The sequence below is a fragment of the Cobetia sp. 1AS1 genome (assembly GCF_029846435.1).
Classification (GTDB): domain Bacteria; phylum Pseudomonadota; class Gammaproteobacteria; order Pseudomonadales; family Halomonadaceae; genus Cobetia; species Cobetia amphilecti.
In genome coordinates this window covers 152630-169545 of sequence record NZ_JARWKU010000001.1, presented here as the reverse complement: position 1 = coordinate 169545, position 16916 = coordinate 152630, and the positions used below count along the sequence as shown (strand labels likewise).

At 64.8% G+C, this 16916-nt stretch carries 12 protein-coding genes; 1 reads left to right on the top strand and 11 read right to left on the bottom strand.

What is annotated here, in order from left to right:
- Positions 1–29: 29 nt before the first annotated feature.
- From QD280_RS00720 to QD280_RS00670, 11 genes are all read right to left on the bottom strand, one after another.
- A complete protein-coding gene (locus QD280_RS00720; RefSeq protein ID WP_279837992.1) occupies positions 30–1157 on the bottom strand; it encodes an NAD(P)H-dependent glycerol-3-phosphate dehydrogenase in 1128 nt (375 codons plus the stop codon).
- Between the two features lie 328 nt (positions 1158–1485).
- Positions 1486–2874, bottom strand: coding sequence for an NAD(P)(+) transhydrogenase (Re/Si-specific) subunit beta (locus QD280_RS00715; protein ID WP_043335534.1), 1389 nt, complete (start codon positions 2872–2874; stop codon positions 1486–1488).
- Positions 2874–3206 carry an NAD(P) transhydrogenase subunit alpha gene (locus QD280_RS00710; RefSeq protein ID WP_043335532.1) on the bottom strand — a complete coding sequence of 111 codons (333 nt, stop codon included), beginning with the start codon at positions 3204–3206 and terminating at the stop codon, positions 2874–2876. Before QD280_RS00710 ends, QD280_RS00715 begins: the two co-directional genes overlap by 1 nt.
- Positions 3203–4420, bottom strand: a complete 1218-nt coding sequence (locus QD280_RS00705) for an NAD(P) transhydrogenase subunit alpha (protein WP_279837991.1) — start codon at positions 4418–4420, stop codon at positions 3203–3205. The genes QD280_RS00710 and QD280_RS00705 overlap by 4 nt, the downstream gene beginning before the upstream one ends.
- 619 nt (positions 4421–5039) lie before the next feature.
- Positions 5040–6782 carry a YdiU family protein gene (locus QD280_RS00700; RefSeq protein ID WP_279837989.1) on the bottom strand — a complete coding sequence of 581 codons (1743 nt, stop codon included), beginning with the start codon at positions 6780–6782 and terminating at the stop codon, positions 5040–5042.
- A complete protein-coding gene (locus QD280_RS00695; protein WP_279837988.1) occupies positions 6775–8832 on the bottom strand; it encodes an ATP-dependent helicase in 2058 nt (685 codons plus the stop codon). The genes QD280_RS00700 and QD280_RS00695 overlap by 8 nt, the downstream gene beginning before the upstream one ends.
- A 57-nt stretch (positions 8833–8889) precedes the next feature.
- Positions 8890–9831, bottom strand: coding sequence for a glucosaminidase domain-containing protein (locus QD280_RS00690; protein WP_279837987.1), 942 nt, complete (start codon positions 9829–9831; stop codon positions 8890–8892).
- Positions 9832–10247: 416 nt separating this feature from the next.
- Positions 10248–12131: a molecular chaperone HtpG gene (gene htpG / locus QD280_RS00685; RefSeq protein ID WP_279837986.1), complete on the bottom strand. Its 1884-nt coding sequence runs from the start codon at positions 12129–12131 to the stop codon at positions 10248–10250.
- Between the two features lie 344 nt (positions 12132–12475).
- Positions 12476–13642, bottom strand: a complete 1167-nt coding sequence (locus QD280_RS00680; RefSeq protein ID WP_279837985.1) for a PaaI family thioesterase — start codon at positions 13640–13642, stop codon at positions 12476–12478.
- On the bottom strand, positions 13642–14028 hold the full coding sequence (locus QD280_RS00675) for an MAPEG family protein (protein WP_153635312.1): 387 nt from the start codon (positions 14026–14028) through the stop codon (positions 13642–13644). Before QD280_RS00675 ends, QD280_RS00680 begins: the two co-directional genes overlap by 1 nt.
- 241 nt (positions 14029–14269) lie before the next feature.
- A complete protein-coding gene (locus QD280_RS00670; RefSeq protein ID WP_279837984.1) occupies positions 14270–14608 on the bottom strand; it encodes a DUF1232 domain-containing protein in 339 nt (112 codons plus the stop codon).
- Positions 14609–14882: 274 nt separating this feature from the next.
- Here QD280_RS00670 and QD280_RS00665 point away from each other — a divergent pair, with 274 nt between their 5' ends.
- Positions 14883–16865, top strand: coding sequence for a transglycosylase SLT domain-containing protein (locus tag QD280_RS00665; RefSeq protein ID WP_279837983.1), 1983 nt, complete (start codon positions 14883–14885; stop codon positions 16863–16865).
- Positions 16866–16916 lie beyond the last annotated feature (51 nt).

Here is a 16916-nt window from a genome sequence, read left to right as displayed (position 1 = left end):
CTCCATCACCCGCTACCTGCTATGAGTCCTCAGGAGCCGTCGGGTTCCAACTGCCGCGCCTGCTGCACCGACTCACGCGACAGCACGAATTCCACATCGCTGGATTGCTCACCGCCCATCAGCGCGCGGGCCATGTGATGCGGGTCGACATTCTCGAACAGCACCTTGGCCATGCCACTGACCAGCGGCATGTAGATGCCCAGTCGCTCGGATTCATCCTGCACCAGTCGTACGGTGTTGACACCCTCGGCGACCTGCCCCAGCACCTCGACCGCCTGGTCGAGGGTGCGCCCTTCTCCCAGCGCGTAGCCGACCCGATAGTTGCGCGACAGCGGCGAGGAGCAGGTCACGATCAGATCGCCCACGCCGGCAAGGCCAAGGAAGGTCATCGGATTGGCGCCCTTGGCCACCGCGAAGCGGCTCATCTCGGCCAGCGCGCGGGTCATCAGCATGGCGCGGGTGTTCTCGCCCATGCCAAGGGCCGCGGCCATGCCGGCCGCGATGGCGTAGATGTTCTTCAACGCCCCGCCCAGCTCGACGCCGTAGCGGTCATTGCTGGCATAGACACGGAAATAGTCGCAACCGAAGGCCGTCTGCACGCGAGCGCGGGTGTAGGCATCATCGGAGGCAATCACCGTGGCCGTCAGTTGCCGCTGGGCGATCTCGGCCGCCAGATTGGGGCCAGACAGTACGCCGATATGCGTGAAGCCGGTTTCCTGCTCCAGCACCTCGCTCATCAGGGTGAAGCCTTCGCTCTCGATGCCCTTGGTGGTGGCCACCAGAATCTGCCCTTCACGCAGGTGAGCGCGCGCCTGACGGACCACCGTACGGAAGGCCTTGGAAGGAATCGCCACGCAGACCAGCTCGGCCTCGGCCAGTGCATCGGCCATGTCGGTGGTGGCACGCACCGAGGCATTGATCTCGAAGCCCGGCAGATAGCCCGAGTTGCGGTGCCGGGTGTTGACCTCCTCGGCCTGGTTGGCATCACGCATCCACTGGGTGACGCTGGCACCATTGTCGGCGGCAATCGAGGCGATCGCGGTCCCGAAGCTGCCGCCACCCAGCACGCAGACATTGAGTCCCACCGCCTGAGGGGTCGTTTCGCTTACCTCGCGATCACGAATGGCCCGACGAGGTGAAGGGGTAGTGGCAGACATGCTGACTCCTTGGATGACGATGTGCTCAGTGAATGGCAGGCATTGTACTCATAGTTTGTCAGAGAATGCTGAACAAGAGATGTCTGCGCAGACCTCGTGGCCAACGCAGGGGGCTGCGCCTGGGTGACGCGCCTGGGTGACGCGCCTGAGTGACGTGCCTGCCACGTGCGCCTCGCAAGCAATCGACTGGCATGCACCATCGATACGCATGAACAATCGATATGCATAAAAAAACCGGCAATCCCTGCCCCTGAGGCGCAGAAATTGCCGGTCTGTTCGGCACTGGCGTGATGGCGGCAGACTTGCCCCATCACGCCGAGGCGTCAGATCACAGTGTCTTGAGGGCCGTGATCATGTCGCCAACCACCTTCTGACCATCACCATATACCATGCGCGTGTGGTCAAGATAGAACAGGTGATTCTCGACCCCGGAGAAGCCGGAGCCTTGACCGCGCTTGATCACCAGCACATTGCGTGACTGGTCGGCGTTGAGGATCGGCATGCCGTACAGCGGGCTTGAGGCGTCGTTCTTGGCGACCGGATTGACCACGTCATTGGCGCCGATGACCAGCGTGACGTCGGTGGTCTCGAAGTCGTTGTTGATCTCGTCCAGGTCCGCGATCATGTCGTAGGGCACGCCGGCTTCCGCCAGCAGCACGTTCATGTGGCCCGGCATGCGACCGGCGACCGGGTGGATCGCGAAGCGCACTTCGACGCCACGCTCACCCAGCAGCTCGACCATCTCCCAGACCTTGTGCTGCGCCTGTGCCACCGCCATGCCGTAGCCCGGCACGATGATGACGCGCTCGGCGAAGGCCAGCTGCACGGCGGCGTCCATCGGATCGGAGGCCTTCATGCTGCCCTCGATCTCGCCCTGCTCGACACCTGATGCGCCACCGAACTGCTTGAACAGCACGTTGCGGATCGGACGATTCATGGCCTTGGCCATCAGCTGGGTCAGCAGCGTACCGGCCGCCCCGACGACAGTACCGGCGATGATCATCGCGGCATTGCCGAGCACGAAGCCTTCCATCGCCACCGCAAGGCCGGTCAGCGCATTGAACAGCGAGATGATCACCGGCATGTCGGCGCCACCGATGGGCAGTGCCAGCATCGCGCCGAACAGCAACGCGAGCGCGAAGAACACCAGTACCAGCGAGCTTGATGGCTCCACCGCCGCGATCACGACACCCAGGTAGACCGTCAGGCCCAGCACGATCATGTTGATCAGCTGCTGACTCGGGAAGTTGAACGCCTTCTTGAGGCGCCCATCCAGCTTGGCCCAGGCCACGATGGAACCGGAGAAGGCCACCGCACCGATCATCGCCCCGAGTACACCCAGCCACAGCGCCAGCGAGCCGTGCTGCTCGATCAGTGCCGGGTTGTCACTCATGCGCATCAGCTCGACCGCGGCGATCGCCGCTGCCGCACCGCCGCCCATGCCGTTGTAGATGGCGATCATCTGCGGCATGTCGGTCATCTCGACCTTGTTGCCGGAGTACCAGGCGATACCGCCACCGATGACGATGGCCAGCAGCATCAGGCCATAACGACCATCAATCTGCGGATGCAGGAAGGTGAGCAGCGTGGCCACGACCATCGCGATACCGGCCCAATGGATGCCGCTGCGTGCCGTGGAAGGATGTGACATGCGCTTGAGGCCGAGGATGAAGACCACCGCCGCCGCGAAATACCCTGTTTCGACCAGCCAGTTCATCAGCGAGCCTCCTTGTCGTTGATGCCATTGGCAGCGTCTGTGCCCTTGCTGCGATCACTGGTCTTGAACATTTCCAGCATGCGCTCGGTGACCACATAACCGCCGACCGCGTTGCCGGCGCCCAGCAGCACGGCGATGAAGCCGATGAACTGCTGCATGCCGGTCTCGGCCTGACCGAGGGCGATCATCGCCCCGACCAGCACGATGCCGTGGATGAAGTTGGAACCGGACATCAGGGGCGTGTGCAGAATCACCGGCACGCGCGAGATGACCTCGTAGCCGACGAAGGCCGCCAGCATCAGGATGTATACGGCAGAAAGTCCTTCGATCATGCGGCGTCCTCCGCGCGAGCGCGTACGTCATCGTGGGTGATGCGGCCGCCTTCGGTCAGACGCATCGGGCCGAGCACCGCATCCTCGAAGTCCAGCGTCAGTTCGCCGTCCTTCATGAAGGGGGTCAGCAGGTTGAAGAGGTTCTTGGCGTACATCTCGCTGGCATTGACCGCCAGGCTCGAGGCCATGTCCAGCGGGCCGAGTACCGTGACGCCGGCGTGCTCGACACGCTTGCCGGGCTCGGTCAGTTCACAGTTGCCACCGCCTTCGGCGGCGAGATCGACCAGCACGGCGCCGGGCTTCATGCCTTCGACCATCTCGCGGCTGATGATGCGCGGCGACGGACGCCCCGGAATCGCGGCGGTGGAGATCACCACATGCGCATCGCCCATGTGACGTGCCAGCGCATCGGCCTGCTGGGCGCGCTCGTCATCGGTCAGCTCGCGGGCGTAGCCGCCCTCGCCGGAGGCATCGACGCCGGTATCGATCATCTTGGCGCCCAGCGATTCGACCTGCTCACGCGCGGCAGCACGGATGTCATAGGCCCACACCTGGGCGCCGAGACGCTTGGCGGTCGCGATGGCCTGCAGGCCCGCAACGCCAGCACCGACCACCACGACACGCGCCGGACGCACGGTCCCGGCGGCAGTCGTCAGCATCGGGAAGAATACCGAGGACTCATTGGCCGCCAGCAGCGCGGCGTGATAGCCCGCGACACCCGCCTGCGAGGACAGGGCGTCCATGCTCTGAGCGCGCGAGATACGCGGCACGAATTCCATGCACAGGCTGGTCAGCCCCTGGCTGGCAAGCTTGGTAATGAGCTGCGGGTTCTGGTACGGCGTCATCAATGCCACCACCACCGCGCCCTCACGCAACTCGCTGATCTGTGATTCGCTGGGCGTGCGCACGCACAGCACGAGATCCGCCGCGGCACGCGCTGCCGCGATATCGGCCTCGGCGACGACCGCCACCCCGGCCTGGGCGGCGTAGGCCGCATCGTCGAAGTGTGCATGACGTCCGGCACCGCTCTCCACGTGCACGATGGCATCGCTGGTGTCACTGACGCTGCTGTCCAGGTGACGCGCGAGCTTGCCGGCCGTCACCGGGTCCAGCGCGACGCGGCATTCCCCGCGCGCCAGTGTGCTGCTCACGCCCTCGTCGGGTGTCACCAGGTCCGGTGCACGCATCTCGCGCACGACTAGAATATTCAGCATCGCGCACCTCGTTTCACGTCCGTGTTCATGCCTGAGGCTGCCAGCCTTGAAAGGTTCATGGCGTCGTTCCTGTTGAGCGCTGATTCGCGCCATCCTGCCTGCCGGAGGCGCTTTCAGCGACGTTATTGCCTGTCACAGGTGAGACTTGCCTGAATCGCAAGCCGTGACTCACGCATGGCCAGAAGGCCTGACATCACCCGCGACACGATGAGTGTCCAGCATCAGTCTTTTCTTGTCGGTGCATCAGGGTCAAGCGCTGCATTGCAAAAAAAGCAATAAAATCAAGCATAAAGCTATCGTTATGGCAGCCATAACAGCCGCCTTATGCTGACAGGCGCCTTGCGGCACTACCAAGTGACTGATTTGCAATGAGTTTACAAAAGGCACCTCACCAAGAATAGCTCAGCTTTGTGTTATGCATCGCATAATCTCGAGCTTATGGCTGCCACAGCGTCTGCCATGAAAAATGGGATACCGCCGCAGCAGTATCCCATTTTCGTGACGATGACTTGAGTGTCAGCGCGTGTTTCCTGCATTGCGCCAAGCGGATGTCCGGCCATGGCTTGCGCTGTCAGCGCAGCAGTTCAGCCCCCCATAAGAACCGCTCAGGACGAGCAGCTCAGGAAGAGCAACTCATGCAGATCGGCGCTGCATTCGCCGCCGGTGGCCGTGTCCAGTCATCGACGAGCTCGGCAGCGACGCCCTGCGCCTGCCCCAGCGCCAGTGCCGCCTCCAGACTGCCCTCCTCGGGGCGGAAGAAAGGCGCCGTCAGACGCTGACGCAAGGCCTTGAGCGAAGTGTCATCGCCCTGCTCGACCCGTGCGATCACCTCCAGCAGCAGATGCGTGCGCGGCACATAGAGCGGATTGCAGCCGAGCATGGACAGACGACGCTGGCGCTCATCCTCGGCGGAGAGCCCGATGGCCATGACGCGCGCCTGATAGCGCTCAAGCCACGCCGAGGCTTCATCGCGCGCCTGGGCCGAGTTGCCATGCGGCCCACGCTCCCCCGCCAGGCGCACGACCAGCGTTTCCGGCGCGGGCTGCGCGACATCCCAATGACTGAGCAGACGGTAGGCATGGGTGTGGTCGACCTTGCCGGCCGCCAGCAGCTCGCGCCACTGCTGCACCAGCGTCATGTCCTCATCGCGCGCATCCGGCAACCCGAGACGCGCACGCATCAGGCGGGCATATTCACGCTGCAACTCGCCCTCGTAGGCGCCCAGCGCAGCGGAGAGCGCTTCGACATCGATCAGCGGCGACAGCGCGATCCCCAGACGCTCCAGATTCCATAGCCCGATGCCCGGTTGCTGGGCGAAACCATAGCGCCCGGCCTGATCGGTATGATTCGGCACCAGATTCTCTTCATAGCCATCGAGGAAGGCGTAGGGCCCGTAATCGAAGGTCAGCCCCAGCAGCGACATGTTGTCGGTGTTCATCACCGCATGCACGAAGCCGTAGGCCTGCCAGGCCGCGATCAGTCTCGCGGTGCGAGTGATCACTGTCTCGAACATGGCCAGCGCGCTGGTCACGCGCACTTGATCTGCAAGGGGCTGGTCTGCAAGCGGCTGATCTGCAAGCGGCTGGTCCGCCGCTGCCTGCGCGCCGCCTTCCGGCAGACGTTCAGTCAGCTCTTCGGGCAGGCACTCAGACAGATGCTCAGGCAGGCACTCAGCAAAGTGCTCCCGCAGGGCGTGATCTATCAGCGTCTTGAGGTCTTCATGCCGGCCGGAGTGGGCCAGCCACTCGAAGTGCCCGAAACGCAGGTGGCTCTCGCAGACGCGCAACACGGTAGCGCCGGGCTCGACGGTCTCGCGCTGGACCCGCTCGGCATTCACCGCCAGCGCCAGTGCGCGGCTGGTGGGAATGCCCAGCGCGGCCATGTACTCGCTGGCCAGATACTCGCGCACGCTGGAGCGCACCACCGCCTGACCATCGCCGAAGCGCGAGTAAGGCGTACGCCCGGCGCCCTTGAGATGCAGATCGAAGGTCCTGCCGTGGTCGGTCTCAAGCTCGCCGAGGAGAATGCCACGCCCGTCGCCGAGCTGCGGGTTGTAGTGACCGAACTGATGGCCAGTGTATTTCTGGGCCAATGCGTCCATACCCGGCAGCAACTGCTCACCGGCCATCAGGAGGCGCAGCTGCTCGAGCGCCTCCTCGCTGGAGGCGTCAGAGGTCAAGGGCGCCTCCAGCCCCAGCAGGCGGGCGCAGTCAGGACTCACATCGGCAAGGCGCGTGCCGTGTCGCGGCTGCGGGGCAACACGCGTGAAGAAGTGCTCCGGCAGGCGGGCATAGCGATTGTTGAAGCGCAGCGCCGCCAGGTCGTGCACGTGCGCGGCGGGCGTAGGGGCAAACTCACTCATCAAGAGGCTCCGTCGGGCCGCCGGGGGTCGGCGACTCGCTGGGGGAAGAAGTGGACGCGGCGGCGTCGCTCGGGGTCAGCAGGCTGCGCAAGCCGCCGGAGGGTCGCCCGGGCGGCAGCTTGCTGGCCATTTCATACAGCTTGCGCGCCGTCGTGTCGGTGCGTGCCTGACGCTTGAGCGCCTGCAGGGCATCGTCGGAGTCCCGGGCATGGCCCAGGTGCTGATCATGAGCCAGGTGCTGAGCATGGCTGGCAGGAGCGCCCGAGGCTGGCGCCTGATCGCGCGTGCCAGCCGCAGCAGACGTGCCCTCAAGCGAGGTCTCATGCCGGCGCAGCAGCAGGCGCTTGCGCGGTGTCAGCGCCAACTCCGACAGGCGTGCCTTGCCCCACCACGGATGTGGCGCCTGCACGCCATGCGTGGACTCGCTCAGCCAGGCCTGCGGCAGTGCCTCGAGCAGAGGGAAGCGCTCACTCTCGCCCTGCGCCTGCCACCAGTGGCTCAGGCGCTCATTGAGCACCAGCAGCTGGCGTGCCCGCGTGGCGGCGGTGTAGCTGAGATTGGTGACCAGCACCTGATTGGGCAATTGCTGGCGCGCGCCTGGCAGTGCCAGATCATCGGCCAGCACCACGCAATCAAATTCGAGACCCTTGGCGCGGAACACCGTCCCCAGCATGACCGTGGGCAGCTCGACCGACTGCCCCCGCGAGTGAGCACTGACGATGGCGGCCTGCAGGTCGCCATCGTGCTTGCGCAGCTCCCCGATCCATTGATCGAGTGGCGCCTGGGCATACCAGGAGGCCAGCTCATGCAGGCTGCGCGCCTGGTGATCATCGAGACGCGTCAGCGCTCCCAGCACCTGCGCCGGGGTCTGACCGAGCTGTGTCAGGGAGGGGGGCAGCAGTCGCCACCACTCACGCTGACTCGCGCTGTCGCCCTGCTCGGCCATCTGATGTGCGCGCCAGAGCCGCCAGTGATCCAGCAGCCCCGCCAGCGGATAGCCTTCGATGCCGTCCAGCCAGGCCACCGCGATGCCGCGCTGATGCAGTGACAGCGCCTCACCCAGCGCCGCCACCGGGCCGGCACTGATCACCGCATGGCGCTTGCCGGAGTGCAGCAATGCCTCACGCACCGCAGGCAGCGCCAGACGGGTCGCCGGGCCGAGGCCGCTCATGGCCTGCTCGCGGGCGGTGGGCGAACAGGCCGCCAGCCGCGTGCCCAGCGCCGCCAATGCCGGTCCGAAGCGCCAGGCACCGGGCAGCGAGTAGACGGTGGCATCGGCCAGCAGCGGCGAATCCAGCGAGCTCATACCTTCCACCTGACGCGACAGGCTCTGATGCGGGTCGCCGATCAGCAGCAGGTCGCAGCGCTGGCGACGCAACATGGCCAGCAACGCTGGCGTGGCGTCCTGCGCCTCATCCAGCATCACCAGGTCGGCCTCCAGCGACTGGCCATGTTGCGACCACAGCTTGAGCAAGGCGTTGAACGACAGGCTCTGCTGGTGATCGGCGGGGTCCAGCAGGCACTCCCACACCAGTCGCATGCTCTCGACCAGCTGGCGCAGCTCATTTGCGCTCAGCCGTTGTGCCACGCCGTCGGGCAGGTGCTCAGGCATCGGCACCGCGTCACTCTCGGCGAAGAAGGTGTTCAGGCCCTGGGCGATCAGGCTGCGCGACTGGCTGGAAAGACTGCCCAGCCAGCTGAGGCTCTGCGGCGCCAAACGACGCGTGATGTCGGGCTGCCGCTTGAGCTTGTCGCCGTACTCCTCCATCAAGGCCTGGCGTGCCAGCTGGTGCAGCGACAGCGACTGGACATTGGCGGGCAGCTGACTGGCAGTCCGCCCGGCCACCGCTGGGTTGAGCGAGGTATAGATGAGGGTCTCGTCGGCGTAGGTACGCGCCAGCTCGACCATCAGCACGGTCTTGCCGCTGCCGGCACAGGCACGCACCACCACGCAATCGCTGTGCTCGGCGCTGTTGGCCGGCGTGCGATCGCGCAGGCGCGAGGGAAAGGGATGGGCGAGAATTCGCCGTTGATCATTGCTCAGATGCATGGCGGCATGATCCCCCCTGTCAGCGCGGGGGGCAAGACCTTCGCTACGCGATCATGACTAGGACAGGGCGCCATTGGCCGCGAGGCGTTCACGCACGGTACGCATCAGGCCACGATTCCAGCGCAACAGATCATAGAGCGTGGTGAAGTAGGCGTTGCCCCGCGTCGAGTAGGCACTCAACGTCGGGATGAGGTCTTCGGCGCGCACCGGCTGGCCCGCGTTGCGCAGACGCCCGCGCAGCTCACGTAGCTCGGCATAGCTGCGCTGGGAATTGAGGTTGTCGAAATAGGCGGCGATACCCGCCTCCAGACTCTCGAAACGCCGATATTCACGCCCCGGCGGCCCGATACCGCAGCCGCGCGAGAAGCAGCGCATGCCGAACAGATTGTTGCCCTCACGGGCATGGCCCGACGTCCCCCAGCCCGACTCCTCGATGGCCTGCACCAGCACCATGTCCAGCGGCAGGGTATCGATGCGCAGCAGCAGGCGCGTCCAGCTGACGCCGATGTCCTCGCGCGTGACGTCACAGGGCAGATTGGCCTGATCACACAGGCCGTTGAGACGCTCCTGCTCGCGCTCGCTGTAGTCACGCCCTCCGTCCCCGGCGCGCTTGCGCATCGCCAGCAACCAGTCGCGCTGCTCGGCGATGCGCTGGTTCTCGGCCACCACCAGCGGGATCATCAGCTCGAAGAATGCGACCTTGCGCTTGTTACCCGCGGGATAGGGTCGCAGGTCCGGCATCTGATGGGTCTTGTCACGGGCCAGCAGCTCATCATCCAGCCGCGCCGCCTGCGCCATCGAGCCCAGCCCCATCATCAGCAGCAAGGCGGCGCTGACCAGACGAACAGAGCCCAGACGAACAGAGCCCAGACGGACAGCGCCCAGACGGACAGGGCTCAGGCGCCACGACCAGGCCCTCGCCCACGTCCACGCAGACAGGCGTGGCAGGCCACGCACTCCGCCAGTCAGCCAATCCGCAGAGAAAGATAGGTAAGTCATGTGCTGCGCTCATCGAGAGGGATGCAGTAGCAAGACGCGAGATACCATCAGCGTATCTCATGAGGCTGCATGAAACCCTAAAAACGCGTGGGCGAGAAGATGGCGCGGCCGGCCAAGCGAGGAAAGACACGGCAAGCCCTGTCGTTTGTCACCGACAGACCGCCAGGCGATGCCCGCCTTTCGCGCCACTGACGCGGCGCGCTCTCAGTGCTCTCTACGCTTCCTCCCCTTTTTCTTTTTCCCTTTCCCCTTCTTACCTTCCTACCCTGCCGCCTTCCTGCCCTGCACACCTTGCACCTCGCACTGGACGCTATCGCTGACGACACACCCAACGCAAAACGCCCCCGCAGCATAGGCTGCGAGGGCGTCGTTGCGGACATGCTTGATCAAGCCAGTGACTCGATCGTTCCGCCGTCTCAGGCGCTGAGCATGCTGTTCAGGCGGCGCACGTAAGCGGCCGGATCCTCCAGCGCACCGCCTTCGGCGATGATGGCCTGATCGAGCAGCACGTGTGCCAGATCGGTGAAGTAATCGCCTTCACCGCCTTCCAGACGCGTGACCAGAGCGTGCTCCGGGTTCAGCTCGAGAATCGGCTTCACTTCCGGCAACGGCTGGCCAGCGGCTTCCATCATCTTGCGCATCTGGTAGCCCATCTCGTGCTCCGGCAGCACCACGCAGGCCGGGGAATCGGTCAGACGGTGCGTGATGCGCACTTCCTGAACGTTCTCGGCCAGCGCTTCCTGGACGCGCTTGACCAGATCTTCCTTGGCCTTGGCGGTCTCTTCCTGGGCCTTCTTCTCTTCTTCGTTCTCGACATCGCCGAGATCGAGATCGCCCTTGGCGACATCCGCGAAGGACTTGCCGTCGAACTCGGTGAGGTGGCTCATCAGCCACTCGTCGATGCGGTCGGTCAGCAGCAGGACTTCGATGCCCTTCTTGCGGAAGATCTCGAGGTGCGGGCTGGACTTGGCGGCATTGAAGCTGTCGGCGACCAGATAGTAGATCTTGCTCTGGCCTTCCTTCATGCGCTCGACGTACTGGGCCAGAGACTGGTCCTGGGTCGCGCTGTCGGTCTCGGTGGTGGAGAAGCGCAGCAGCTCGGCGATCTTCTCGCGGTTGGCGAAGTCTTCCGCCGCGCCTTCCTTGAGCACGGAGCCGAACTGGTTCCAGAAGGTCTGGTACTGCTCGGGATCCTTGGCCAGCTTCTTGAGCATGTCCAGGCCACGCTTGGTCAGCGCGGACTTGAGCTTGTCGACCTGCGGGTCCTGCTGCAGCAGTTCGCGCGAGACGTTCAGCGACAGGTCGTTGGTGTCCAGCACGCCCTTGATGAAGCGCAGGTACAGCGGCAGGAACTGCTCGGCGTCGTCCATGATGAAGACGCGCTGCACGTAGAGCTTCAGGCCACGCGCGGCGTCACGCTGGTAGAGGTCGAACGGCGCACGGCCCGGCACGAACAGCAGGCTGGTGTACTCGAGCTTGCCCTCGACCTTGTTGTGGCTCCAGCTGAGCGGGTCGGAGAAGTCATGCGAGACGTGCTTGTAGAAGTTCTTGTACTCCTCGTCGCTGACCTCGGACTTGGAGCGCACCCACAGCGCGGTGGCGGAGTTGGCGGTTTCCCAGTGGACCTGCTCGTTGCCTTCCTCGTCCTTCTCGACGCGCTTCATGCGCACCGGCAGTTCGATATGGTCGGAGTACTTGGTGACCAGGTTGCGCAGACGATAATCGTCAGCGAACTCGATGGCATCGTCCTTGAGGTGCAGCACGATCTCGGTACCGCGCTCGGCGCGCTCGATGTCTGCGACGCTGAACTCGCCTTCGCCACGCGAGGTCCACTCGACACCCTGGTCAGCGCCCAGGTCGGCGCGACGGGTGCGCACGGTGATCTCGTCGGCGACGATGAAGCCGGAGTAGAAGCCGACCCCGAACTGACCGATCAGACGCGAATCCTTCTGCTGGTCACCCGACAGGTTCTTCATGAACTCGGCGGTGCCGGAGCGTGCGATGGTGCCCAGGTTGGCGACCACATCGTCACGGCTCATGCCGATGCCGTTGTCACGCAGGGTGATAGTCTTCGCCTCGGCATCGTGCTCGATCTCGATGCGCAGTTCGCTGTCGTTGCCGTAGAGGGCATCGTTGTCCAGCGCCTGGTAGCGCAGCTTGTCGCAGGCATCCGCCGCGTTGGAGACCAGCTCGCGCAGGAAGATCTCGCGGTTGGAATACAGCGAGTGGATCATGAGGTGAAGCAGCTGCTTCACTTCTGTCTGGAAGCCATGCGTTTCGGTGTGAGTGGCGGTCGTCATCGAAAAGGACCTCTATGTCGTGGATGCCTGAAAAGAAGATTCGCGGTGGCCAGAGCGCCCCCGCAACAATGGAACCGGCTCGCCGACGCCTGCCTTTCTTGGGCGGCAGATCGAAGGAAGCACTCGTGGATCAGATATGGGGCAAGGGTGAGGGATTTCAAGGCACTAGCGACAGATGATTGCGCCATGCGCGCCAGGCATGTGCCACGGAAACCCCCAAGCGGCTTCCTGGGGTAGTAGCGAAAGGAGCCAACGAAAGGAGCCAACGAAGGAAGCCAACGGAGAGATAGCCATCAGGGAGGCGCTTTCGAGTGTGATGCCTGCGGAGCAGGCATCACCTGCCATCACGGGGAGGCGAGTGATTCCAGCACGAAGTGCATGCGCGCGCTGGCGACCGGTTGCTCGCGGGATTTCTGCCAGGCGCTGACGCGCACATTGGTCATGCGGCGACCTTCACGCATCACTTCACAGTCGATGCGCGTCACCTGATCGCCGCGCGCCGTGGCCAGATAGTCGATGGAGAAATCGATCAGCTTGGGCAGGCGCGCTTCACGCCCGCCGCGCCCATGCCGCCTGAGCACCTCGAGCGTCGCAGCGGTTTCCATTGCCGCGGCCAGCACGCCGCCATGCACCGCCGGCAGCATCGGGTTGCCGACATTGTCGGGCATCGCCGCCATGGAATAGCTCAGCGCCTGCTCAGGATGCAGCTCGATATCACTGGCCGCGCCCGCCTGCTGCCCGTCAATGGCGCACAGCCCAAGCCCGATCGCCTGCGCGTAGGGCAGACTCGCCAGCAGCGCCGCCAGGTCGGCGTGAGTGCGCTGTCCTTCGACGAAACGTCGCGCACTGAGCAGGCCGCGCGGGTCCTGGGCATTGTGCGGCGCCTGCGCCTCGGTTTTCTCGCCTGCTGGCTGTGCTGCCTGCCCCAGCGGTTCCGACTCGACCGTGGAAGGATTCGCGGGGGCTTGAGCATTGGCCGCCGCCAGCAGCGCCTCGGCAAAGCCGCTGGGCGTATTGCGCTCGCCGAGCCTGACGAAGTTGCCGATCGCGCGACACAGGATCTTGCCCGGCTGCTGCCAGATCTGCGCCTCGGTAAACACCATCGATTCCGTGACCCGCAGCACGCGCGCCTCGCCCACCAACGCCAGGCCCTCGACACCGGGTCGGTAGTGATCGAGGCGCAGATCCAGCGTCGGGCAGACTTCCGGTGCCGACAGCCCCGTGAGCACGGCACTGCCGCACAGCGTATCGGCAAACATGGTCAGCACACCACCATGCACCAGCCTACGGTGCGGATCGCCGATCAAGGCCGGTTGCCACGGCAGCTGCATGCGAATGGCCGGCGCGGCGACCTCCTCGACCCTGACGTTCAAGCGCGCCGTGTGCGGAATGAAGCTCAGGAATCCGGTCAGCGCCCGCGCCCAGCTGGCGTCATCCAATACGCCACCCGCAGCCGGCACGTCAGCGGGATTGACGGCCAGCCCCAGCAGGCTCTGCGGCACTGCAGGCATCACATCCACAGCGGCATCGCCATCAACGTGAGGGAGACCAGATAGCCGGCGCCCCACAAAAGGGAGCGCAACGGGGCGATGTTGGCCAGATAGCAGCCCCAATAGCCCAGACGTACCAGCACGAAGATCACCGCCAGCGTGGTCGCGATGGGCGCGCCCGGCGCGGTAATCACGCTGACCAGCACCCCGGCGGCAAACAGCGGAAAGGCTTCGATGGTGTTCTGGTGCGCGGCGAGCGCGCGGGCCCCGAAGCCCGTCAGTTCACGCTGCTGTGCGCGCGGATCGTGGTTGTCGTAGCGTCCGGTTCGCTGTTGCGCCCAGGCGACCGGCACCTTGGTCAGCACCAGCATCAGTGCCGCAAACAGCAGGCAGGCATAGATCAGCATGCAGAATTTCCTTGAAAGGCGTTGTTCAGGGCGTTGCCACAGCGGCGCGTCTCGTTTGTGAACAAACGGTGGGCCGCCCTGTGATAAAACGGCAGACCAAACACTGACGGCGCGCCATTCAAACTGGTGTTTGATAGCGTGTCACGAGCATGGCAGGGTCGCGGCGTCCCTGCCATGCGGCCAATGGCCAGTGCCAGCCGTCAGGGCTGGTAGAGGAATGGTGTTTCCACGCTGCACGCCTTCAGGGACTCGGCGGCTCGGAGGGATCAGGTTCGGGAATCTCGCCACGCCACAGGCGATAGTCGGCCAGCGCATCATCGAGCTTGCCGAGCAACCAGGTCACGATCACCAGATCATCGAGAATCCCCAGCCCCACCAGCAGATCCGGGATCAGATCCAGCGGCGAGACCAGATAGATGAAGGCGCCGGCCGCCAACCCCAGCGCCTTCCACGGTACCGGGCGATAACGTCCGCTCACCACGTCGCGCAGCAAGGGCCCCATGGTGCGCAAGGCGGCGCCTGCCTTGCCCAGCACATGTCGGCGGCCAAACAATCGCGTCAACCATAATGCCTTGCCCATAGTGGACTCCTCACGGGTAGCACAAATTTCATTCGCTGAGCTTGCCATCTTCGCGGCAGCACAGCCGCGATTTCACACTTGGATAATTCACTATCAGTATCAGATGGTGCTGTTATTCAGCGCCGTCCACTGCCACGATAGCCACTATCGTTACTGAATCGGCAACCCCGGATAGCCAATATCGGGGCACTTGTTCAACATCGGGGCACTGAACCGCCACCACAAGGTCGCAGCCAGTCCACGCCCCCTTTACCGACAGTCGCAGGAGTCCCAGGTGACACCAGGCAAGCAAACACTCCGATCCCGTGGCAGCCGTCGCTTCGCGGCGCTGCGGCACCTCACCGGCCTAGGCCTGCTGTTGGGACTGAGCCTGCCCCTGCAGGCCGCCACTCCCAGTGACCAGAGCTTCCGCGCCGCCTTCGATGATGCGCGCGCCAAGCGTTTTGACGAGATTCAGCAGGTCGCCGTCAATGGCCACGTGCTGGAGGGCTACATCGAGTATCACCAGCTCAAGGCCCGCCTGCCGTACGCCACCGCCGCGGAAGTGCTGTCCTTCATCGAGCGTCATGCGGACTCGCCGTTGGCCGAGTGGATGCGAGGCCAGGCGATCTCCGCCTACGGGCGTACCGGCCGTCATGATGCCCTGCTGGAAGTCAGCGATGGCGTGCCGGCCGGCGCGCAGCGCCAGTGCTATTACTACACGGCGCAGCTGAGCAATGATGTCGCGAGCGCATCGCAAGGCGGCCTGAAGCTCTGGCATGTGTCCGGCTCGCAGGACTCGGCCTGTGACCCGCTGTTCTCGGCGTTGCGCGAGCGTGGCGTGATCGATGATCAAGCCATCTGGGAGCGCGCCATGCTCGCCTGGGCTGCCGGCCAGGGTGGCATGGTCAGCTATCTCGAGCGCCAGCTGCCCAGCAGCTGGCAGCGGGCCATCGCGGCACGCGAACAGCTGGAGGGCAACTTTGCCGCCATCACGCGCCTGCCGACCAACCTCGGCCACGGCGGCCATGCCTTCGCCGCCTTGAGCGTCGCCGCCATGCATGGCTTCGTGCGTGCCGACACCGAGGCCGCGCTGGAAGCCTGGCGCAAGGTGAATCCGCACATGCCGATGAGTGATGAACAACGCCACACCGTCGAACGCGACCTGGCCTGGTATTCATTGGTGCGCGACATCCCCAACAACCGCGGCTGGGTCGATCAGCGCCTGACCATCCTCGATGACGAGGAGCTGTTCGATCTGCGCATGCGCAACGCGGTGCGCGATGGCGACTGGCCGCAGGTGCGTGAATGGGTGTTGAAGATGCCGGACCGCTTCCGCAATGAAGCCCGCTACCAGTATTGGCTGGGGCGTGCCGATGACAGCCTGGGTCGCCCGCAGGAAGCACGCGCCGCCTGGACGCGCGCCGCGACCGAGCGCAACTTCTACGGTTTCCTGGCCGCCGACCGTATCGGGCAGGCGTATTCGCTCAACCGCGATGACCAGGACTTCTCCGACGCGGAGCTGGCCGAGGTCGCCGAGACACCGGCCGTCAAGCGTGTCAGGGCGCTGATGGACATCGACGAGATCGGTCTGGCTCGCTCCGAGTGGTTCAACGCCGTCACCCAGGCGGATGACGCCGATGCACGCCGTCTCGCAGCCTATGCACTGCAGCAGAAATGGTATGACCTGACCGTTTTCGCCACCATCCGCGGCCAGCTGTGGGATGGACTTTCCTGGCGCTTCCCGCCGGCCTGGCAGCAGGACTTCCAGCGCTTCGGTGCCGATGCCGGCGTCGACCCGTGGATGCTGATGGCACTCGCGCGTCGCGAGAGCGCCTTCAACCCCACCGCCACCTCGCCGGTGGGCGCACGCGGCCTGATGCAGCTGATGCCGGGCACCGCCGCTCAGGTCAGTCGCGGCCTGGGCCTGCCCACGCCCAGCAACGCAGCGCTGGGTGATCCGGTCACCAATATCCGTCTTGGCAGCACCTATATCCGCGAGATGCTGGACCGCTACTCCGGCAACCGCCTGGCCGCCGCCGCGGCCTACAACGCCGGGCCGGGGCGCGTCGATCGTTGGCTCGCCGACACCCCGGGCGAATACGACCGCTTCGTCGAGCGTATCCCCTTCAAGGAGACCCGCGAATACGTCAAGGCCGTGCTGGCCTACCGCGTGATCTTCGAAAGCCTGGCCAAGGGCACCAGCGAGGGCGTCAAGGTGGTCAGCGACCGCGAAGTCAGCCAGCGCTACACCACCGCCCTGGTGGATCGCCGCTGAGCCGAGCAGCATCCAGCAACGAAAACGCCAGCCCCTTGGGGCTGGCGTTTT